This is a genomic window from Sutcliffiella horikoshii (genome assembly GCF_044809035.1).
Lineage (GTDB): Bacteria > Bacillota > Bacilli > Bacillales > Bacillaceae_I > Sutcliffiella_A > Sutcliffiella_A horikoshii_G.
The window spans coordinates 1,423,902-1,444,197 of sequence record NZ_CP085237.1 but is presented as its reverse complement, the minus strand read 5'-3'; the positions used below and the strand labels follow the sequence as shown (position 1 = coordinate 1,444,197).

The window sequence follows — 20,296 nt, the reverse complement described above, 5'->3', positions numbered from 1 at the left end:
ATCGATTGTGATCTCTTATCAAGAGCAGGTGGAGGGATTTGGCCCGATGAAACCCAGCAACCGACCGTAATACTGTTGAGAAACAGGGCGTAACACATTTGTGGACGCCGAACATTATTGTTCATAAGGCACGGTGCTAATTCCAGCAGAAGTTATTTCTGGCAGATAAGAGGGGAGAAGTCTACTCTTCAAGCCTCTTTCTTATGGAAAGGGGCTTTTATTTTCGACTAAATAACTGCCCCGCTCATTTTAAATTTGACATGGGGGTAATAAATATGACAATCACAGCAACTACTGAATATGAGCCGCTAACAGAATCGACGGCTGTCTCGTTAGCAAAAAACCTTCAATTTTTCAAAGAGGGTGCACTCCTGCATTGCCGTGAAATCGGGGATGGAAATTTAAACCTTGTTTTTCATATTAGAGACGAAAATAATACTGGCATCATCATTAAGCAAGCCTTACCATATGCAAAAGTGGTAGGTGAAAGTTGGCCCCTAACCCTTCACAGGGCAACGATAGAAGGAAATTACCTGAAGAATGCTGCCACATTGGTACCTAACCTTGTTCCGAAAGTTTACTATACAAACGAGACATTAGCGATTACGATCATGGAAGACCTGTCTCATTTGGAGATTGTCCGAAATGGTTTTCTAGATGGCAAGGACTTCCCGCTTCTATCCAAGCATATCGGGGAATATCTGGCCAAAACCCTGTTTTACACTTCTGATTTCGGATTGAATCAACAAGAAAAGAAAAAGCTTCAGCAGGCATTTGCTAATCCTGAGCTTTGTAAGATTACGGAGGATCTAGTATTCACCGATCCTTTCTTTGATAGTGAAACCAACGAATATGAGCCTGAATTGCTTGGCTCGGTAGAAGGTATTTGGAATGACGCGGAATTAAAGCTAGAAGTGGCAAAATTAAAAAACACATTCTTAACGAGCGGGGAAGCACTTTTACACGGGGACCTTCACACAGGAAGCATCTTTGCCAATGACATTGATACCAAAGTCATTGACCCAGAGTTTGCTTTTTTCGGTCCGATCGGTTTTGATATCGGTCAGTTCTTTGCCAACATCCTCATACAAGCCATTACAAGAGAAGGAAGTCAAAGATCTAATGTCACTTCCCATCTATATCAAGTTTGGGAGGAGTTCACTGTCACTTTCTCTGACTTATGGAAGACAGAGAGTGTGGAATATTTCACTCAAACTCCAGGCTATTTAGATTATATCCTGACAAAAGTCTTTACAGATTCCATTGGTTTTGCCGGATGTGAGCTCATTCGCCGGACCATTGGTTTGGCACATGTAGCCGACCTTGATAAGATCAAACCACATGAACGAAGAATCTCAGTGAAGCAACAAGCTCTTTTTCTAGGGCAAACACTAATTAAAAACGCAACAAACATCCGTAATATACAAGATGTAGAATTACTACTTGAAAAATAAGCAAAAGGGAATGGATAATTGATGACAACCACTACCAACCTTCCACTTGCCGTGGAGTGGAAAGATTATTATATTCGATTATTAGATCAACAAAAGTTACCTCAAGAGACCGTATTCATTGATTTGCATCACATTGATGACGTGTATGATGCCATTGTCACACTGAAAGTTAGGGGAGCACCAGCTATTGGAATTACAGCAGCATATGGACTTGTCCTTGCAGCAAATTCTTATGAAACGTTGAATTTAGGTGATTTTCAAACACAATTAAAAAAAGACCGGGACTACCTGGCCACTTCTCGTCCAACAGCTGTGAATCTTTTTTGGGCTATCGACCGACTCATACAGGTGTCATTACAGGCTTCTTCCGTAAATGAAGTGAAAACAAACCTTCTTCATGAAGCGATTCAAATCCAGCTGGAAGATGAAGCGACATGCAGACTCATCGGAGAGCATGCACTTTCCTTATTTCATAAAAACGATAAACTGCTGACCATCTGTAATGCAGGGTCCATTGCCACAGCCCGCTATGGCACAGCATTGGCACCTTTTCATCTGGCAAAAGAAAAAGAGTTTCCAATCAGTGTCTTCGCCTGCGAAACAAGACCAGTCCTGCAAGGATCCCGTTTGACTGCCTGGGAGCTTCAACAATCTGGAGTGGATGTAACCCTGATTACCGATAATATGGCTGCACATACCATTAAGACAAAGGAGATATCTGCTGTTATCGTCGGAGCTGACAGAATCACTGCTAACGGTGACACAGCCAACAAAATCGGTACCTACGGGCTTGCTATTCTGGCTAAAGCATTTGGTATACCTTTTTATGTAGCTGCACCTCTATCAACTTTCGATTTGTTGAAGGAGACAGGAAAGGAAATTGAAATTGAGGAGAGAAGTCCTGAGGAAGTGACCCATCTCGAAGGAAAGCAAATAGCTCCTGACGACATTTCTGTTTTTAACCCAGCATTTGATGTAACTCCAAATGAGCTGATCACCGCCATCATTACAGAAAAAGGCATTATCAGGGGCGATTACACCAAAGTAATTCCAACACTTTTTGAAGATAAGTAAACAAAGATCCCTAAGTACAGAGTGCTTAGGGATCTTTATTATTTCCTCTTATTTCGCCCACATTTCTGTTGGGTTCAGTTCGTATATGCCTGCTTCACGGTACATGTAATGGTTGATGATGAACTCTCGTCGGATGGTTGCAAAGTCTTCGTGAAATTGTTTAATGTGCTCATTAATTTCCTTTTCACTATACTTTTTACCCATTTCCAAGTCTCTTAAGATATGTTCGAATGTGATTAACTTTTTCTTCCTTTGCGCCGGAATAGTCTTTAATTTTCCATCTTTGGCAAGGAAGTTCTGCAAGGTTTGCTCTCTTTCCTTTTGCTCTTCCATCGTCCTCTCCCCTTTTCCGCTTCTTTCTAACACGATAAAAAGACCTTCACTATGTTGCCTTAACGCCTTTTGATTCAAATAATAATAGACCGTGTTTTTATCTCTTCTTTCGTACACTGCACTTATTTCTTTTAGCTTCGCAATATGATGGGAGATCGTCGGAGGCTTTACCCCTAATCTTCCTGCTAATTCTTGTCCACTTAGCGGTTCTTCGGTAGATAACAAGACAAGCAATTTGATTCTATTCGTATCCCCCATGACTTTATAATAGTTGACGAGTTTATCCAGTTGCAGGTTAATCCACTCCTTTACCTCCGATTAGATGTACATCTAATTAGATGATAATCTAACCGAGTGGTGAAATCAACCCTTTTTCTTTTCTTTCTTTAAAATAGATCCTTTTTCTTCCGTACTAATGATATTTAGTTTCGTTAAGACCTCTGTATAAAAAATGAGTTTATTATTTTTACCCAATTTATTCATCTCCAATATTTTTTTGCCCTTGAGCAACTTTTTTAGTTTTAGTAAATTATATGAAGAAAACGAAAGATTGATACATGCTTACCACTAAAGGAGCACAAAAAAATACGACAGCATAATCGCTACCGTACTAAGATTCCGCTATATTCTTTTAAACCCCTATACCAGAACGCCTTCTAGTTTTAACAGCTCTTCTTTCATCCCGATTTTATCCCCTGCATAGCCTACCAACTCTTTATTTTTGCCGATTACCCGGTGGCATGGTATGACAATAGGCAAAGGATTTCTACGGTTGGCTTGTCCGATCGCCCTAACTGCTAACGGCCTATTAATATTTACGGCTATATCTTGATAGCATACCACTTCTCCATATGGAATGTTGCTCAACGCGTTCCAGACTTCCTTTTGAAAAGGAGTACCTTTTAAGTTGTAAGGTACCTCAAATGTGGAACGGCTACCGGCAAAATATTCTTTAAGCTGGGAAGTGACCATCTCACATAGTGGATCTTCAGGAGCATACACATAAAGATCCCCATCCTTGACTTCCTGAAGAAATTCATTATCAAACTCCATTCTAACTAGATGTTCTTCATGACATATGACATATATAGTACCTATTGGAGTTGAGACGCTACTGTACTGATACATTTCTAGTTACCCTCTTTCTTCTTGTTCGACTTAATGGACGGTCGGAGAACCTATCGGCAATCTTATATGGAAGGTCGTACCTTTGCCAAGTTCACTGCTGACTTCAATGGTACCATTGTGTTCCTCTACAATTTTATAGCTTACCATAAGCCCAAGGCCTGTTCCACGTTCCTTTGTCGTATAAAAAGGTTCTCCCAGCTTTTTCAACTTATCTTCTGGTATACCGGTTCCTTCATCCTTGATTGATATGAGAACTTGCTCCTCTTCCACTTTTTCAAGGTCCACAGACACAGTACCGCCTTTTGCCATCACTTCTATCGCATTTTTTAATATATTGATAAATACTTGTTTTAACTGATTTGGTTCACAATAAATATCCGGCAACCCTTCTTCAATGGAAGTGGTAAATTGAACATTCTCAAGAGACGCTTGGGCACTTAAAAGATCAAGCGTTTCCTTCATGATCACCGTTACATTTTTTCTTTGGTAGGATATCGCCTGCGGCTTAGCCAATACGAGAAATTCTGTAATGATGGATTCTATTCTCTTTAATTCAGAGGTGATCACATCAAAATACATAGCATATTGGTCTTCTTTCATGCTGTTTTGTAATAGCTGGATAAAACCTTTTAACGCTGTCATCGGGTTCCGTATCTCATGTGCAATTCCCGCAGCCAACTCTCCCACAACGGTAAGGGTATCAGATTTTCTCAGCTGATCTTCCATTTCCCTTTTTTCGGTTATATTACGAAAAATTGTCATATGCAATCCTTCAATGACATTTTTCTTTGCAGAGTATTCAATGATATGCGCACCACACGCCCCTTCTAAGCATACTTCTCCACTTAGTTCTTCGGTTTCCGGGCACTCTTTCCACTTTTGCTGTATCTCTGCCAGCTGATCACTTTGAATGTACCAGTGAAGCAAGTTGTTCATTAATTCCTCTTTTGATAGACCCAAGATTTTGCTGGCATTGGGATTGGCATCTATGATATTACATTTGTTATCCCACAGAAGTATCCCATCCATCGCATTATTAAAGATCTTTCTAAATTTCTGTTCACTTTCCCTTAAGTCTTTCTCCATTTTTCTACGTTCACTAACGTTTCTAAATATAATCATATTGAAACCATCAATAATTCCTTTATTCGCTGTGAATTCAAGGAGCTTCTTTTGTCCATTTGGCATATGGAACTCAAGTTCTTCCCTTATTTCCCCTCTTGCACCAAACTGTTTTACTATAGAAAAAACCCTTTTATCATTTTTAGGGACAAATTCATGCAGTTTGGTTTTAACTAAATCATCAAGTGGCAATTCAAATGCTCTGCTTGCAGCCGGATTGGCACGTTTTATGTGTCCATTATTGTCTACCAATACAATTGCATCCAGGGCATGTTGAAACATTTCTCTAAATCGCTCTTCACTTTTCTTAAGTTGCAATTCCATATTCCGCTTTTCCGTCACATCTCTCATGATAGCTAAATAGTAATCATCATAAATATTGGCGGTAATGGTCACTTCGAAAGTTTTATGATCACCTGTATGAAGGACGACCGGCAATTCTCCCCTAACCCTGCCATGGTTATCTAAAAGGCTCCAAATCTTTGTCATCTTATATTGAAAGCCCTCTTCCACAAAATCATCCAGCTTTGATTTTAAAAGATCTAATTTAGGCATGGCGAAATTGGCACAGAATGCAGGGTTAACATCAATAAAAAAGCCATCTCTGTCAAAGACGACAATTCCGTCCACCGCTCTATTTATTACATCATGATACATTTGCTTACTTTTGCTTGATTCTTTTTCCAATTGTTTTTTGGCCGTTATGTCGCGAATGATACAAATATCCAGGCCACTTTCATCCGGATTACGAACAGCTGAATACTCAACGAATTTGATTGTTCCGTTATCTAAGCGCACAATTAACTCATTATTCAACTCACCCAATTCGTTTAACTGAGCTTCCTGGTACGCCACTTCCTCTTTTGGCATCAGCTCAAGGAAATCATGCAACTTTCTCTCTAACAGTTGCTCTTTTGGCAATTCAAAAAGTTCGCATGCTTTTGGGTTCACTTGAAAGAATTCGACATTTTCATTGAATAAGATTAAGGCATCATTGGCATGTTCAAATATAAGTTGCAGAAACCTGTTTTCCTTTTCCAGCTTTTGAAGCTTAGCAGTCAGAGTTCCTATCTCTTCCTCCAACTTCTTGGTCTCTTCCTTCACCATGTGTTGGATCATAACCTTCCCCCACTTATCATATATTTAGATTCTTTTCGCAAAGATAATAGGCTTATTCAAACGACAAGTAATGAGTAATAAATATATTAAACAACAATCACCATATAATCTTCTACATCCCCCATCTAAATTCCTTTGTTCTACATTTAACGCAATAAAAAAGTCATTTCAGAAATCATTTTGTAATAATTCCAGATTTCCTGTTGATAATGGAAGAGAGGAAAGTTTTACTAGCTCTTGAAAATAGAAAGGAAATCGTTACCCACCGTATTTAATTATGATAAACTATATTAGTTATAGAATTTTTCACTAGGAGTTTGATGGATTTACAATGAAAATAATTGCCGCAACATTAAACGCAAAATATATCCATACCAACCTTGCCATTCGCTACCTAAAAGCTTATGCAGAACCGGAATATACAGTGGACTTAGTTGAATACACCATTAAAGATCCCGTTATGAACATTGTCTCAGACTTGATCCAAAGAAAACCGGATGTTATAGGCTTCAGCTGCTATATATGGAACATAGAAGAAACAATTAAAGTAATGAGCATGTTGAAAAAGATTCGACCAGACCTTATCCTCGTTCTTGGTGGTCCTGAAGTGACATATGATGTGTCAGAGTGGCTTGACCGCTTAACCGACGTTGATTTCATTGTACTCGGGGAAGGAGAAATCACCTTCAAACAGCTACTTCAAGAGCTTGAGGGTCAACAAAACTTCGATTCCATCAGTGGCTTGGCGTATCGGGTTGGAGAAGACAAAAAAATATCCCCTCAACGAAACAAAGTGGATTTAAAAGAACTTCCATCTCCATACCGATTTGAAGAGGACCTCTCGCAACTTGGTAAAAGAGTGACCTATTTTGAGACAAGCAGGGGCTGTCCGTTTAGCTGTCAATTCTGTTTATCTTCCATTGAAGTGGGAGTTCGCTATTTCGATAGGGAAAAAGTAAAAGAGGACATTCGTTTTCTGATGAACAATGGAGCAAAGACGATAAAATTCGTTGACCGCACCTTTAATATCAGCCGAAGCTATGCCATGGAAATGTTCCGTTTCTTGATTGACGAGCATCTTCCGGGCACTGTTTTCCAATTTGAAATTACAGCAGACATCATGCGACCGGAAGTTATTGAATTCTTGAATCAGGAAGCCCCGGCAGGACTGTTCCGTTTTGAGATCGGTGTACAATCGACCAATGATTCGACAAATGAGTTGGTCATGCGCAAACAGAATTTCGCCAAGTTGTCACGTACTGTCACGATGGTCAAAGAAGGCGGTAAAATAGATCAACATTTAGACCTGATTGCAGGACTTCCAGAAGAAGATTACCACTCCTTCAAGAAAACCTTTAATGATGTATTTGCACTTCGACCTGAAGAGCTTCAACTCGGGTTCTTGAAAATGTTGCGTGGTACAGGATTAAGGATTCGCTCAAACGATCATGCCTATATTTATATGAACCATGCTCCATATGAAATACTTGGAAATAACATTCTAAGCTTTGATGACATCATTCGAATCAAGCAAGTGGAAGACGTTCTGGAGAAGTACTGGAATGATCATCGTATGGATGCTACTGTCGAACACCTTGTGACTTCTGTTTTCGACACTCCTTTCGACTTTTTCCAAAACTTCGGCTCTTACTGGGATAAACAAGGATGGGCAAGAATCGGGCATCAGCTAGAAGACCTGTACAAACGCCTGTATTCGTTCTTACATGAAGAAAGACCAAAAGCACTGACTGTGGTAGAAAGCATGATGAAGTATGATTACCTGCGTCATCAGAAATTCAAACCTCGTAAACCTTGGTGGCAGGACCGTCTCGAAAAAGAAGAGAGAACCAATATATACAAGCAAGTCATTGAAACCCCAATGGTGCTTGGTGATCAATTTGCTGCACAGCAATTAAATGAAAAAGAACTTTATAAACACACCATGATTGAGAGCCTTCAGTTTGATCTCTCACATTTCCTTGACTGTGGTGAAATAATTGAAGAGGAAAGCTATGTATTAGTCTACTTCAACCAAAACACAAACAAAGCGGAAATCTATCCGGTAAGTTCTCAAACAAGAAAAACTGCTAGCTGAGTTCAGCTAACAGTTTTTCTTTTTATTTTTTTGGTTCTTGGACTCTATTGCATTTTCAAAGGCTTTCGCAGCGTTTGGATCGCCAAACTCTGGACCGAATTCCTCGTTTAAACTGTCTCGAGAAATGGCATGCTCCGAACTATTTGCCTGCTTTTGTTTTTTCTTACCCATTCTATTCAGCCCCCCTATTTTCCTTGTCTACCGTGTTTAGAATTTCGGTTCGCCCCGCGAATCATATCCTCTTTCTGATATTCAGCAGAGAATTCCGTATCAGGTAAGCTTTCCTTTGGAGTTTTGTTATTATTTTTCGCTGCATCATGAGCAACTTTCCTCTTTGCCAATGCAATCACCTCCGTAGATTTAGATTGCCCCTTTGTTGTTTTTCACATTCCTCATAAGCAATCAAAACTAAATGTCTGTTCGTACATACTTATTTACTTTAATGAAATGCTAAAACTAACATCCCACGGAGGTGAAATGAATGTCTGATAAAGATAAATCATTGGAAGTCCCATTCATGGAAGAAACGATGCCTCATCAAATCAACTCCCCTTCCTTTAAAGGATCCAATATAAAAATGCAGCCCCCATTTATTAACGAACATGGAGTGGTTATTGGGGACAGTAAATATAATTCCGAGGAATCACCTTTAAATAACTGGAGCGACGACATCGATCCCGCCATCATGGCCGGTGACCAGTGGGTCCATCCGACCAATGATATTGGATGGAACTCCGCTGAAAACCGAGAACTTGTAGAAAAATCAAAAAAGCCCCAAGGATTTCCCTTTACACACCCAGACAAAGATGTAGGGTATGACAGGGATTAAACTATTACAAAAAAATCACTAAAAGGGGTCAGACCCCCAAAGGAATTTATGCACTTATGTGGAAGGAACACAAAAAGCAGAATGGAAATTTGCCGGTTTCCATTCTGCTTTTTTATTGTGTTCAAAACGTATCTGGTTTTATTTCCCCCCTGTAAAGGAGATGCCTTTGATGAAGTAGCGGTTAAAGAAACCGTATAGGAGCAGTACTGGCAAAGTAAACACCATTGATGCTGCCATGATATAGTTCCAATAACTGATGTATTGTCCTTTGAATGTATTCAGCCCAAGTGGCAATGTGAACATTGAAGGATCTGACAGGATGATCAACGGTCGCATAAAGTCATTCCAGAATCCCATAAATACGAAAATAGCTTGGGCAGCCAGTGCCGGTTTTGCCAAAGGAAGCACTATTTTAAAGAAAGTACCAAATCTGCTCAATCCGTCCATTTCTGCGGCTTCTTCCAGCTCTTTTGGGAAATTGATAAAGAACTGTCTCATCATGAAAATGAAAGTTGCATTGATCATTGCTGGGACAATCATGCCCTGGTATGAGTTTAACCACCCCAACTCACGAAGAATTAAGTAGTTAGGAATCATCGTAACTTGAGCCGGAATCATTAAGACTGCAAGGATAATAATAAACAATGTTTTTCGTCCTGGGAAACTTAAGCGTGCCAGAGCATATCCAGCCATAGAGTTAAATAGCAGGTTTAAGGAAGTGCCAGCAACTCCAATAATCAAACTGTTTAACAGCCAACGGGGAAACAACTCCTGTTCCAAGAAAATCTGTTTATAATTATCAAATGTGAAATTTTTCGGTATGAAGTTGATTGTCCCGCTTACAATCTCTTCTAAAGTCTTAAAGGAAGAAGAGACTGCCCAAATAAAGGGTACGAGGGTGATGACCGCATATAAAATGAGAATTCCATACAATATTGCTTTTCCAATGCCAATCTTCTTTTTCATATCGCAGCCTCCTTAATATAGAGATTCTTCTTTTGAAAATTTTCGTTGCAATAATGTTGCCAATAGTATCACGATGGAAAGCATAACGGCAATGGAAGCCGCATACCCCATGGTACCGAGACTTTTAAAAGCATATTGATAAATCAATAATACGACTGTCAACGTAGAATTATCCGGTCCACCCGAACCTCCTGAGAAGATGAAAGACTGATCAAATAGTTGGAATGTTCCAATCAAACCCATGATGACAACAAAAGAAGTAACTGGACGCAAATTCGGCACAGTTATATAGATGAATTTCTTGAATGCATTTGCTCCATCTAGTTCTGCCGCTTCGTATAACGATTCTGGGATATCTTGCAAAGCTGCAAGGTAGATGACCATAAAGAACGGTGCCGTTGCCCAAATATTCATTATCATTATTGCGATTAAAGCTACACTAGGATCTCCCATCCAGTTATAGGTTGGTAGGCCTACTATCGATAACATCTCATTTACCAGCCCATTTTGGTTGTACATCCACATGAAAATCAAGGTCAAAACAGCAGAGGATGTCAAAGTCGGCAGGAAGTAAACTATTCTAAAAATGCTTTGCCCCTTCAATCCTGCATTTAATGTTGCAGCTAAAATAAGTGCAAGCAGCGTTTGAATGGGAACCACGATAATAACATACTTAAAAGTATTCCAGAGTGCACGTAAAGCCCGACTGTCATCAGAGATATTCGTAAAGTTGCTCAAGCCAACAAACTCATACGTTGCTGTACCTAACAGCTGAACCTTATGAAAAGATAAGAAAAATGCATATAAAATTGGACCGATAATGAATAACGCCAACACGAATATAGTTGGTGCCATGAAAGAATAGCCTTGTGATGCTTCTCGTAGTGACCGTTTTGAGTAGGTACGTTTTTTCTTCATCAAATTCACTCCTTTTCCCTTCAAAGAGTCCCTCTTTTTCTACATGAACTCTTTCTAAAGAAGAAGCATCTTGCCATTCTTCTTCACAAAGAAGTCAGTAGCGACTTCCTGGTGCCGGTCATCACCTCAATCGCTAAACCGGCACCTATGAAGTCAACTAGTTGTTATTTTAACAATTATTCGCCAATTTCCTTGTTCGCTTGTTCTTCTGCATCTTTTAATGCTTCATCAAGTGGACGCTTCCCCAGGAAAGCTGAAACAAATTGGTTATTAAAATTGTTCATGATGGTAGGAAGGTTTACACCATTTGCCCAAACAGTAGCATAAGATGCACCAGCAACCAGTGCAGCTCGCTTCTCATCCTGATCAAAGCCAAGCTTCTCGGCAACAGACTTTCTGGTAGGTAATGCATAACCTTTTGAAGTCCAGATCTCCATGCCTTCAGGACCTGTTAGATATTCAATCAGCTTCCACGAGGCTTCCTTTTTCTCAGATGCTGCATTCATTACGTAGGAAACCGTATATGCCATGGTCGATTGTTTACCATTTACAGTAGGAATTTCCGCTGTACCATACTCAACATTAGGGAATGTATCCTCAAGGAAAGGAATTGCCCAGTTACCCTCGATTACCATAGCCGCTTTTTCTTGTCCAAACATTTCTCCGCCCCAGTTTGCTCCTACATCTGTAGCTTGTACAGCAGTTTTATCTGTATTTCGTTGGTCGATGATTGGCTGTAACGCTTCAATGACCTTCTCATCCCCAAAGTTTGCTTTATTGTCTTTCACCACTTCTCCCCCAAGAGATTCAGCGATGTAATACATTCTTGAAAGTTCCGGAGCTACACCAAGACCGACAACCCCGTCTTTTGTCAATTCCTTGGATACTTCACGAAGCTCATCCCATGTTGTTGGCACCTCTACTCCAGCCTCTTCAAACATTTTCTTATTGTAAAATAAAGCAAGCGTGGAATAATCTTTAGGGAATCCATAAGTTACTCCATCCTTTTGAAAGGCTTCAAGAAGCGGCTGTTCAAAATCTTCTACATTAAATTCATCAGTTACATAATCATCAAGAGGTTCAAGGACTCCAGTTTCAATAAGAGCAGGAGCTTCGAAAGCATCTAAATAGAATACATCCGGCGCTTCCCCACCAATTAAGCGTGTTTTCATAACATCCATATACTGATCGGAAATCACTTCATGTTTCACTTTGATATTTGGATGTTTTTCTTCAAAAGAATCCAAAGCTTCTTTCAGCAAACGTGTTTCGGATGGGTTTCCACCCCACCCGGCCAATGTAATTTCAACATTGTCACCTGAACCTTCTGAAGAACCACTGCTTCCCCCGCTACAACCAGACAAAACTCCACCAGCAAGAATTGTGGTAACACCTAATGCTGCCAACCATTTTTTCGCCTTCATTTTAAAACCCCTCTTCCTATTTTTAATTGTTTATATAGACCGGTACCACTGCAACTGCTGGGAACGGCCATTTTCAAGAGGAATGCTCCCTCTGTAAAACCTAATTCTGAACGATTTCAAAACCTGTAGTATTTTCAATAATTGTCAGTTCCACATTTCCTTCAGCACCTTTTTTAGCTGAAAGGGATAAATAACCTTCACCAATTTTAACCTTCTCTACTTCAAGTTCATTCATTCCGTTTGGAAGTACTGGAGATAAAACAATCTTCTTTTCCAAAGCATTCGGAAATAGACCTAAGATAGTTTGAACAAATACTAGCGGTGTCCCAGCGGCCCATGCCTGAGGAGAACAAGCAACAGGATATTTGACCGCTTTCCCAAGCTTGCTATCATATCCACAGAACAATTCTGGAAGTCGATCATATTCGAAATGGGCAGCAGCCTTGATAAGTCCTTCGATTACAAGGTTGGCAGCTTCCTGCCTCTGAATTTTCGACATACCCAGTAACACCATGCTATTATCATGTGGCCAAATACTACCGTCGTGGTAACTCATCGGGTTATAACCCGCCTCCCCGGTTCCCATGGTGCGAATCCCGAAACCTGAGAACATTTTGCGAGAAACTAGCGTCTGAATTACAGCTTCCGCTTTGTCCTCATCAAGCATTTCAGAGAATAAAATATGACCAGGATTTGAAGTAATCGTTCCTACTTGTTGTTTATTTTTATCCAAAGCAATCGCGTAGAAATTGACATCATCCATCCAGAACTCTTTATCAAACTTATTTTTCAGCTTCGTGCTTTCTTCCCTTAATGCTGCAGCCTTTTCGACATTTCCAAGTTTGTCATAAATGGAAGCCACACCCATTTTGGCTTGATACACATATCCTTGTACTTCTGAAAGGGCGATAGGTGTCGTGGCATAATCGCCGTTGCGGTGTACGATGGAATCACCAGAATCCTTCCATCCTTGGTTGGCAATTCCTTTGCTTGCCTCTTGATGATATTCGACAAACAAATCACCGTCGCGGTCACCGTACTGGTCAATCCATGTCAATGCAGCTTCAATGTTTGCTCTTAGATCCTCAACAACTTTGAGGTCCCCTGTCCATTTAACGTACTCTGTTAGAAGTATTAAGAATAATGGTGTTGCGTCAATGGTTCCGTAATATGGAGTAAATGGAATCTGCTCGGTAGTTGCAAGTTCCCCATAGCGAATCTCATGCATGATTTTTCCAGGTTGTTCATCCCGCCAAGGATCTACTTTTGTACCTTGTTTACTTGCCATCGTATAGAGAGTACCTTTGGCCACTTCCGGTTGGAACGCCAGCATCTGAAGAGCTGCAATTAGACTGTCCCTTCCAAAAGGAACCCCAAACCACGGCAGTCCAGCAACAGGAAACTTGCCATATCCAAGGTCTGTCAATAATACTCTCAAATCCCCGAGTCCTCGATCTACAAGGCGTTGTAGTGGAAGCCAATCCGTTTTCACTTTTGTAACATTGGTATTCCAGCTATTATAGGATTCTTTCAACTTCTCTAAAGCGACAGAAGCGGAAGGAATATTATCACACTTTTCCTCTCCATGTTGAGGTTGTATTTTGAAGGTGACTGCTTGTTCTTCATCATGATTCAACCTGAATTGAAAGTGAACCTCTCCTTTTTCCCCGTCCACAGAGGTCGTCTCCTTGTCCCACTCAATGTATGTTCGTCTTGGAAGATTGTCTGCACCTTCATAATGGAAAGTTAAAGACTCCCCATCCACTGTTTGACCTGTTCTTTTTCCTATTTCACCATTTTGGAAGCCACGAACAATGAACATATCAGCAAAATCCACGTCCATGTGAACACTTAAATCAAAATTCACACTCTTAGGGTAATAGTTTTTCAAAGTAAGTGATTCATAGAATACGTCATTATAGATAAAGCGGGAGCGTTTAATTTCAATGGACTCCCTCCATAAGATAAGTTCCCCCTCGCTTTCCATATGAGGATTTGTCATAAGAATTGTTGCCATATAGTTTTCTGCCGCATCAGAGTGAAGCAAAATTGGATCTTCTCCATTTATTTTAACGTCCAATTTGCTTAAAAACCTGGTATCCCTTGTATACAATCCCAATCCGTATGGATGCTGCTCAGGAATATTACCAATTGTGTCAGTTAATAAAAATAGGTCATTTTCTTTTATCACTCTGTAATCCATCGTCCTACCTCCTAGGTGTTATGTCCATCCGAAACGTTTTGGTTTATTGATAAAAATAAAACTGCCACAATTTCCAAAACGTTTCGGATTTTCACTTGTAAAAAAGCACTAATAGTGCCTTATTTTGTAGATTCTCTTATGATGAGCTTTGTATCAATAATTCTAGCGTGAGATTGTTCCTTCCCCTCCAGCATATCTATGAGGAGGACCGCTGCTTCAAATCCTAAATTAAACTTATCCTGACGTATTGTTGATAAGCTTGGATTGGAATATGAGGCAAGCATAATATCGTCATAACCGATCACTGCTATATCATCCGGTACTTTCTTCCCAATTCTTTTTACTGCCTTAAGTACCCCTAGCCCCATCAAATCACTGGCGCAGAATACTGCTGTAATCTCAGGGTGCTCGGTCAAAAGTTCCACTGCAACTTCTTCTGCCACTTTCTCCTTAAAATCACCATTTTTGATCCATTCAGGTCTAAATGGGAGCTTCTCATTATTTAGCACTTCCATGTAACCTTGCAATCGACGAATACTTACATCCGCCTTTTCATGCCCGTTTATCATGGCAATATTCCTATGTCCACTATCAATCAAATGGGCCACGGCTTTTTTGGCACCTTCTACATTGTCCGTCGTAACATAGCCTACTGTCGATGATTCTTGCGGAATATCCACTAGTACACAAGGAATGTCACTTTCGACAACCTCCTGTAAATAAGGATCATCTGTTTTTATGCCCTGTAGTATCACACCATCTACTCTTCGCTCTCTACAAAGCTGCGTATAAGTCTTTTCGCTTTGTTTGGATGAGGTAGTACTAAAAAGCACAAGGTCATAATCAGAGTTGGCTGAGGCTTCGTTAATTCCACAAAGAACCTCAAATGTGAAATTATCTTTAACCCCTTCTCTGTTCATATCAGAAACAAGAAGCCCAATTGTTTTTGACTTCTTCATTACAAGACTTCTAGCAACCGTATTGGGACTGTAATTCAATTCCTTGGCTACTTCCTCAATTTTTTGTCTTGTTTTTTTGTTAACATCACTATAACCGTTTAAAGCCCTGGAAACAGTTGTGACAGAAACACCAGCCACTCTTGCGATATCTTTTATAGTTGTCATGGCCTTCCTCCCAAAACGTTTCGGATAATTTGTTATAAGAAGAATAACATGAATTTGAAAGCGATTGCAATAGTTTTTTAAAAAAAGAGACCACATAATGGTCTCTCATGAACTATCCAATAATAACCCGTTCTACTGGGTAATGGTAATTAGGTGGTTTTTGTTTACTTTCAAGGATGAATAGGAATGTTAGAAGTCCCACTCGACCGATGAACATCAGACAAATTATGATGAACTTTCCTATTGTAGATAAATCAGGTGTGATTCCCATGGATAATCCTGTTGTCCCGAAGGCAGAACAAACTTCAAATAAGATTTGAATCAATGTAAATTCTTCGGTTACACTTAAGACGATAACTGCCGAAGAGCAAATTAAAATGGCCAGGAGAAGAACAACAAGCGATTTAATAATATCTTCCTCATGAATTTCTCTTCCAAATATTTTAATATTCTTATGCCCTCGTGCAAAGTGAAATAGAAACAGGATATTCAAGGCAAATGTAGTCGTCCTGATTCCCCCGCCAACAGAACTTGGCGATGCACCGATAAACATCAGTCCACACATGACCAAAAGAGTAGAAATGCCGAATTCACTGACATCCATTGTAGCAAGTCCCCCGCTCCTTGTCGTAACAGACTGGAACAAAGCATAGAACAAGGATTCGTGCCAACTTTTCCCCTGAAAATAATCATTAAATTCCAATATCAGAATGGCGATCGTTCCAAAGGTAATTAAGCAAGCAAATGTAATACTTGTAATTTTAGTGAACAAGGAAAAGCGGAACCGTCCATTTTTATTCACGATAAACTCTTTCACTTCCACCAAAACGGGAAACCCGATAGCACCAGCAGTAATCAAGATCATCACGATGAATTGCACGAAATAGTCATTTGCAAATGGGATGAGTGATTGACCAGTAATGTCAAACCCACCATTGGTAGTAGCACTGACAGATGCGAAGAAACCATGAAAAAATGCTTCCTGCCATGTGTCGTAATAGGATAAGAAATAGGTACCTAAGATGAGTGCACCCAATAATTCAATAGACAAAATCAGAACAAGGATCTGTTTTATCAGCTTTACGATACCAGAAAGATTGGACTGGTTTTGGTCGATCATCATGAGCCTTCTCTCTTTAAGGCCAATTTTCCGACCTAAGATAAGCCAGATAAAGGTTCCGACCGCCATTACCCCTACTCCCCCAAATTGCAGGACAAACGCCAAGATAAAGATTCCAGGCACTGTAAATGTTTCTACTGTGTTAAGTACTGTCAAACCAGTTACACTTACGGCACTTACTGCGGTGAAGAGCGCATTGATAAAGGTCCAATCAACTCCCTCGTACCTTGCAACAGGTAGGCTAAGCAGACTTACTGCAATAACCACAGCAATAATGTAAAAACTAACAATAAGTTGTGCAGGTGATAAATTATTTACTTTCTTGCTTAAAGATTTTTTAAATGTAGTCATAACTGCCCTTTCACATAACAATAAATCTAATTCTAAATTAGGAAAGACCCTAATCCAATTAATTAATCCCCACTAATATTACAGTATTTGTCTAATACTTTCCAGTATTGATTAAAAAGAATATCTCATACTAACTTTACAGCTTAGCTAAGACCTAAGCTGACATAAATAAGGAGTGATAAGAATGGCACGTAGCAACAAATTACTCGTACCTGGAATCGAGCAAGCTCTTGACCAAATCAAATACGAAATTGCACAAGAATTTGGTGTATCCCTTGGTTCTGACACTGCTGCACGCTCCAATGGATCTGTTGGTGGAGAAATCACTAAACGTCTAGTAGCTCAAGCACAATCTCAGATAAACGGAAAATAATTTAATATGAATGGATAGAACCCAGAGTAAAATACTCTGGGTTCACTTATGTAAGTTCTGGTTGTATGTAATTTTCCGAACTACCTATCGTTCCCTCTTTTACCATCATGATTCTTTTTTCCCTTGTTAGATTCATGATGGTCAGGTTTATCTTTTGGTTTGGCATGAGAAGGAGGTCCCTTTTTCTCTTCCTCATCCTTGTTCTTCCCGTTGCCTTTCCCACCGTTTTCTTGTTTCCGCTCTGTCCGTTCTTCTTTATTATGCTCTTTTCGCTCTTCCCGTTCTTGCTTCCCTTTTTGTTTCCAATCATCCCGTTGTTCTTGTCTCTCTTGTTTCCGTTCAATTTTTTCTCTCTGCCAATCCTCTTGTTGTTCTTTTTTCTCTGTCTTATGTTGCTCCTGCCAATCTTTCCGTTCTTTTTTATCCGCTTCTTTTTCATTCTTCTTTATTTCTACAAAGCTTGGCGGACCACTTTTCTCTTCTTTCGCGTTGGCATGCTCTATTTCAGGTGACTTTTGGTTCAAAGGCATCGTTGGAGCAGGTTCTGTCTTGGATGTATCTTCACTTTCTACCAATTCAGTTTTTTGTTCTTTTTGGATGTATTTCCCCGGAGACATCCCCTCTTTTAATGCATCCGCTCGTTCTTTAATAGTGGTTTCCAATGTGGTGATACTGACCTTATCCTGTTGGACTTTTTCTGAGATGGTAGTTATTTTATTCTGCATCAACGTTTTCCATCCAGAATTAGTGTCATTAGATAAAACCGAAGCTATCAGCACTTCACTATTTTCAGTAAGAAATCCCTTTTGGCGAAAGATATCAAAAATTTGAGACGAGACACTGGTAATATCTTGTTTTTCCCAATCTTTCATTTGCTTGATGATAGCCTCGCCATCTTCATTATAAGCATCCATAGAGATAACTTTCATATCTTTGTTAATGCCAAGTTCAATACTTGGATTAACGTCTACGGAAACGTACGCATATACTTGGTTACTTGAGTATCTAGGGTACAGAGTAAAAGCCAAAATTATCGCAGTCATTACACTGATAATGGCCCATTTCCCGCGTAAGCCCAAAGCTAATCTCCCTTTTTTAGCGGTCTCTGCCCTATATAAAGGAAAAAAAACGATTTCCTCCCCTAGATTTACTTGCCCCTTTTGTTTTCTCGATTTCAAAAACTCACCCTCAGGGGTCAGAATAGTGACATGTTCATCATGAACTTCGAGCACAATCCCTTTTTTCACTCGTAATCGCCCCTTTTAAATAATCTTTCAAATATATATAATCCCCCGATAATATAATGGAAACGGCAATAATGTATTTCCGGTTGCGTTCTATTGTTTTTCTACTCACATTCACCAAACCTTCCAACTGTTTCATTGGCAGCATTTTCTTTTCGAACAGATGGTTTTTCAGGTCCTGGTTTTGTACGAGAGTATATGCAACCTCTATGGCATTCTGTCTTGCATCTGTATGTTTAGGTGAGCATTCCAAAAGATCTGCAAAGCTAAGACCGAACTCATTTAACACCGTTTGATAGTAAGTTATCTCTTCTCTCCGGTGTTCTTGATCAATCTGCTTGTTAAACTCCTCCACAGATAAAGTAGCTTCTATTTTGTTAGAAGCATAATCGTCTTGGTCTACTTCCTGTTCAGACATGGTAACGGTAGAATTTTTGCTCTCTTTTCTTATATAGTCAATAACCCTGCGTTTAATGATCAGGTCTGCAAAGGAAATCAAGGAGCTTCCTTTATCTTGCGAGTATTTTTCGATTGCTTCATTAAAGGCTATCAACCCGATACTAAATTCGTCATCCGTTTCACTTATATACCTTTTACACACGGATGACACTGCTTTTGCGATAAAAGGTTTATATTTATTAATCAGATTGTTTTGTAATTGGATATTGCCAGCTTGTATCTCCAGCACTTCTTCTTCAAGAGTCTTTGTGCGTCGTTTGCCGAATTTAAAAAGTAGGCTCAGCACCGGCTTCACCTCTCCTCCTGCTTATCTTTTAAACATATTATATAAATAAATGATTTCATAAGCATGTATTAAGAAGGAGGCTTTTTCATTAATAGAAAAAGTCACCTGTCTATATATAAAGGTGTACTTTTATCTATAAAATGTCAATGTAAAAACCTGTTAAGCCCGGTCTGATTGTAACAATAAGTTAATATAAGTAATATTATTCCATTAATTGAAAATTCAAAGGTTTTTTTCTTTCATATAATTAACTATATAGTATGTCTCTTTGGATGTTTTTTTGCTTTATTCTATGTCCTCCTTTCATGTTTTGGCCAATTATCATGGACTAGTCATTTAAATGTTACGTGAATGTTTCATTTTTTTCGGGGGAGAGTCAAACAATAATTTTAGAATACTTCGAAATACCTACTATATATTTTTACTTAGTTCTTTCGTTTCGGTAGGAGTGCATTTTAAAAGGACCAGGCTATACCTCTTGGTCCTTTAAATTTAATAACTTTAGTTGATTGGCTGAACATCGCTGTTACTTTCCGCAAATGGCTGCGCTTTCCACGGGGCGCCCTTGAGCCTCCTCGCATTCGCTGCGGGGTCTCAACATTGCCGCTACTCCCCCGTAGGAGTCTTCGCCATTTGCTCCAATCCACAGCTTGAAATTACGATAAATTAGCGTT

Annotated in this window: 18 protein-coding genes and 1 riboswitch; of the genes, 5 read left to right on the top strand and 13 right to left on the bottom strand. The window is 39.5% G+C overall.

Annotated elements, in window-relative coordinates; translation table 11 throughout:
- The first annotated feature begins 12 nt into the window (after window positions 1–12).
- Window positions 13–172: riboswitch (SAM riboswitch) on the top strand.
- A gap of 103 nt (window positions 173–275) precedes the next feature.
- Together mtnK and mtnA are read left to right on the top strand one after the other, a co-directional pair.
- Window positions 276–1,454 carry an S-methyl-5-thioribose kinase gene (mtnK, locus tag LG307_RS07635; RefSeq protein WP_404449503.1) on the top strand — a complete coding sequence of 393 codons (1,179 nt, stop codon included), beginning with the start codon at window positions 276–278 and terminating at the stop codon, window positions 1,452–1,454.
- Between the two features lie 21 nt (window positions 1,455–1,475).
- Entirely contained in the window at window positions 1,476–2,528 is a 1,053-nt protein-coding gene (gene mtnA, locus LG307_RS07630) for an S-methyl-5-thioribose-1-phosphate isomerase (protein WP_404450409.1), read from the top strand.
- Window positions 2,529–2,576: 48 nt separating this feature from the next.
- Here the strand turns inward: mtnA and LG307_RS07625 are convergent, their stop codons facing one another.
- The 3 genes from LG307_RS07625 to LG307_RS07615 form a co-directional block, all read right to left on the bottom strand.
- Complete coding sequence (locus LG307_RS07625) at window positions 2,577–3,155, bottom strand: metalloregulator ArsR/SmtB family transcription factor (protein ID WP_404450407.1); 579 nt, start codon at window positions 3,153–3,155, stop codon at window positions 2,577–2,579.
- Between the two features lie 345 nt (window positions 3,156–3,500).
- The gene (locus LG307_RS07620; RefSeq protein WP_404449502.1) at window positions 3,501–3,989 is read right to left on the bottom strand and encodes a methylated-DNA--[protein]-cysteine S-methyltransferase; all 489 of its coding nucleotides are present in this window, start codon (window positions 3,987–3,989) and stop codon (window positions 3,501–3,503) included.
- A gap of 30 nt (window positions 3,990–4,019) precedes the next feature.
- Window positions 4,020–6,230 carry a PAS domain S-box protein gene (locus LG307_RS07615; protein ID WP_404449500.1) on the bottom strand — a complete coding sequence of 737 codons (2,211 nt, stop codon included), beginning with the start codon at window positions 6,228–6,230 and terminating at the stop codon, window positions 4,020–4,022.
- Between the two features lie 331 nt (window positions 6,231–6,561).
- Here LG307_RS07615 and LG307_RS07610 point away from each other — a divergent pair, with 331 nt between their 5' ends.
- Complete coding sequence (locus LG307_RS07610; RefSeq protein WP_404449497.1) at window positions 6,562–8,325, top strand: B12-binding domain-containing radical SAM protein; 1,764 nt, start codon at window positions 6,562–6,564, stop codon at window positions 8,323–8,325.
- Window positions 8,326–8,331: 6 nt separating this feature from the next.
- On the opposite strand, the gene LG307_RS07605 is transcribed toward LG307_RS07610, so the two are convergent.
- Entirely contained in the window at window positions 8,332–8,496 is a 165-nt protein-coding gene (locus LG307_RS07605; protein WP_404449496.1) for a hypothetical protein, read from the bottom strand.
- Between the two features lie 14 nt (window positions 8,497–8,510).
- The gene (locus LG307_RS07600) at window positions 8,511–8,666 is read right to left on the bottom strand and encodes a hypothetical protein (RefSeq protein WP_010192332.1); all 156 of its coding nucleotides are present in this window, start codon (window positions 8,664–8,666) and stop codon (window positions 8,511–8,513) included.
- Between the two features lie 140 nt (window positions 8,667–8,806).
- Here LG307_RS07600 and LG307_RS07595 point away from each other — a divergent pair, with 140 nt between their 5' ends.
- Window positions 8,807–9,154, top strand: coding sequence for a DUF3905 domain-containing protein (locus LG307_RS07595; protein WP_404449495.1), 348 nt, complete (start codon window positions 8,807–8,809; stop codon window positions 9,152–9,154).
- A gap of 138 nt (window positions 9,155–9,292) precedes the next feature.
- Here the strand turns inward: LG307_RS07595 and LG307_RS07590 are convergent, their stop codons facing one another.
- The 6 genes from LG307_RS07590 to LG307_RS07565 form a co-directional block, all read right to left on the bottom strand.
- A complete protein-coding gene (locus tag LG307_RS07590) occupies window positions 9,293–10,120 on the bottom strand; it encodes a carbohydrate ABC transporter permease (protein ID WP_404449493.1) in 828 nt (275 codons plus the stop codon).
- A 12-nt stretch (window positions 10,121–10,132) separates the two neighbouring features.
- Window positions 10,133–11,038, bottom strand: coding sequence for a carbohydrate ABC transporter permease (locus tag LG307_RS07585; protein ID WP_404449492.1), 906 nt, complete (start codon window positions 11,036–11,038; stop codon window positions 10,133–10,135).
- 176 nt (window positions 11,039–11,214) lie between these two features.
- The gene (locus tag LG307_RS07580) at window positions 11,215–12,462 is read right to left on the bottom strand and encodes an ABC transporter substrate-binding protein (RefSeq protein WP_404449490.1); all 1,248 of its coding nucleotides are present in this window, start codon (window positions 12,460–12,462) and stop codon (window positions 11,215–11,217) included.
- 100 nt (window positions 12,463–12,562) lie between these two features.
- Window positions 12,563–14,665, bottom strand: a complete 2,103-nt coding sequence (locus LG307_RS07575) for a glycogen debranching N-terminal domain-containing protein (protein WP_404449489.1) — start codon at window positions 14,663–14,665, stop codon at window positions 12,563–12,565.
- A gap of 119 nt (window positions 14,666–14,784) precedes the next feature.
- On the bottom strand, window positions 14,785–15,789 hold the full coding sequence (locus tag LG307_RS07570; protein WP_404449488.1) for a LacI family DNA-binding transcriptional regulator: 1,005 nt from the start codon (window positions 15,787–15,789) through the stop codon (window positions 14,785–14,787).
- A gap of 112 nt (window positions 15,790–15,901) precedes the next feature.
- Complete coding sequence (locus LG307_RS07565; RefSeq protein WP_404449486.1) at window positions 15,902–17,260, bottom strand: TrkH family potassium uptake protein; 1,359 nt, start codon at window positions 17,258–17,260, stop codon at window positions 15,902–15,904.
- A gap of 184 nt (window positions 17,261–17,444) precedes the next feature.
- Here LG307_RS07565 and LG307_RS07560 point away from each other — a divergent pair, with 184 nt between their 5' ends.
- Window positions 17,445–17,633 (top strand): alpha/beta-type small acid-soluble spore protein, encoded by a 189-nt coding sequence (locus LG307_RS07560; RefSeq protein ID WP_148986895.1) that lies wholly within the window; start codon window positions 17,445–17,447, stop codon window positions 17,631–17,633.
- 80 nt (window positions 17,634–17,713) lie between these two features.
- Here LG307_RS07560 and LG307_RS07555 read toward each other — a convergent pair whose 3' ends face one another.
- Together LG307_RS07555 and sigI are read right to left on the bottom strand one after the other, a co-directional pair.
- Window positions 17,714–18,880, bottom strand: a complete 1,167-nt coding sequence (locus tag LG307_RS07555; protein ID WP_404449484.1) for an anti-sigma factor domain-containing protein — start codon at window positions 18,878–18,880, stop codon at window positions 17,714–17,716.
- On the bottom strand, window positions 18,849–19,631 hold the full coding sequence (gene sigI, locus LG307_RS07550) for an RNA polymerase sigma factor SigI (protein WP_404449482.1): 783 nt from the start codon (window positions 19,629–19,631) through the stop codon (window positions 18,849–18,851). The genes LG307_RS07555 and sigI overlap by 32 nt, the downstream gene beginning before the upstream one ends.
- Between the last annotated feature and the right edge of the window lie 665 nt (window positions 19,632–20,296).

What these genes read in the sequence shown, in the direction of transcription:
- LG307_RS07620 (WP_404449502.1), bottom strand. Translation starts at nt 3,989, where the DNA reads ATGTATCAGTACAGTAGCGTCTCAACTCCAATAGGTACTATATATGTC.
- LG307_RS07570 (WP_404449488.1), bottom strand. Translation starts at nt 15,789, where the DNA reads ATGACAACTATAAAAGATATCGCAAGAGTGGCTGGTGTTTCTGTCACA.
- LG307_RS07595 (WP_404449495.1), top strand. Translation starts at nt 8,807, where the DNA reads ATGTCTGATAAAGATAAATCATTGGAAGTCCCATTCATGGAAGAAACG.
- LG307_RS07580 (WP_404449490.1), bottom strand. Translation starts at nt 12,462, where the DNA reads ATGAAGGCGAAAAAATGGTTGGCAGCATTAGGTGTTACCACAATTCTT.
- LG307_RS07610 (WP_404449497.1), top strand. Translation starts at nt 6,562, where the DNA reads ATGAAAATAATTGCCGCAACATTAAACGCAAAATATATCCATACCAAC.
- LG307_RS07565 (WP_404449486.1), bottom strand. Translation starts at nt 17,260, where the DNA reads ATGACTACATTTAAAAAATCTTTAAGCAAGAAAGTAAATAATTTATCA.
- mtnA (WP_404450409.1), top strand. Translation starts at nt 1,476, where the DNA reads ATGACAACCACTACCAACCTTCCACTTGCCGTGGAGTGGAAAGATTAT.
- LG307_RS07560 (WP_148986895.1), top strand. Translation starts at nt 17,445, where the DNA reads ATGGCACGTAGCAACAAATTACTCGTACCTGGAATCGAGCAAGCTCTT.
- LG307_RS07575 (WP_404449489.1), bottom strand. Translation starts at nt 14,665, where the DNA reads ATGGATTACAGAGTGATAAAAGAAAATGACCTATTTTTATTAACTGAC.
- LG307_RS07590 (WP_404449493.1), bottom strand. Translation starts at nt 10,120, where the DNA reads ATGAAAAAGAAGATTGGCATTGGAAAAGCAATATTGTATGGAATTCTC.
- LG307_RS07615 (WP_404449500.1), bottom strand. Translation starts at nt 6,230, where the DNA reads ATGATCCAACACATGGTGAAGGAAGAGACCAAGAAGTTGGAGGAAGAG.
- LG307_RS07605 (WP_404449496.1), bottom strand. Translation starts at nt 8,496, where the DNA reads ATGGGTAAGAAAAAACAAAAGCAGGCAAATAGTTCGGAGCATGCCATT.
- mtnK (WP_404449503.1), top strand. Translation starts at nt 276, where the DNA reads ATGACAATCACAGCAACTACTGAATATGAGCCGCTAACAGAATCGACG.
- LG307_RS07585 (WP_404449492.1), bottom strand. Translation starts at nt 11,038, where the DNA reads ATGAAGAAAAAACGTACCTACTCAAAACGGTCACTACGAGAAGCATCA.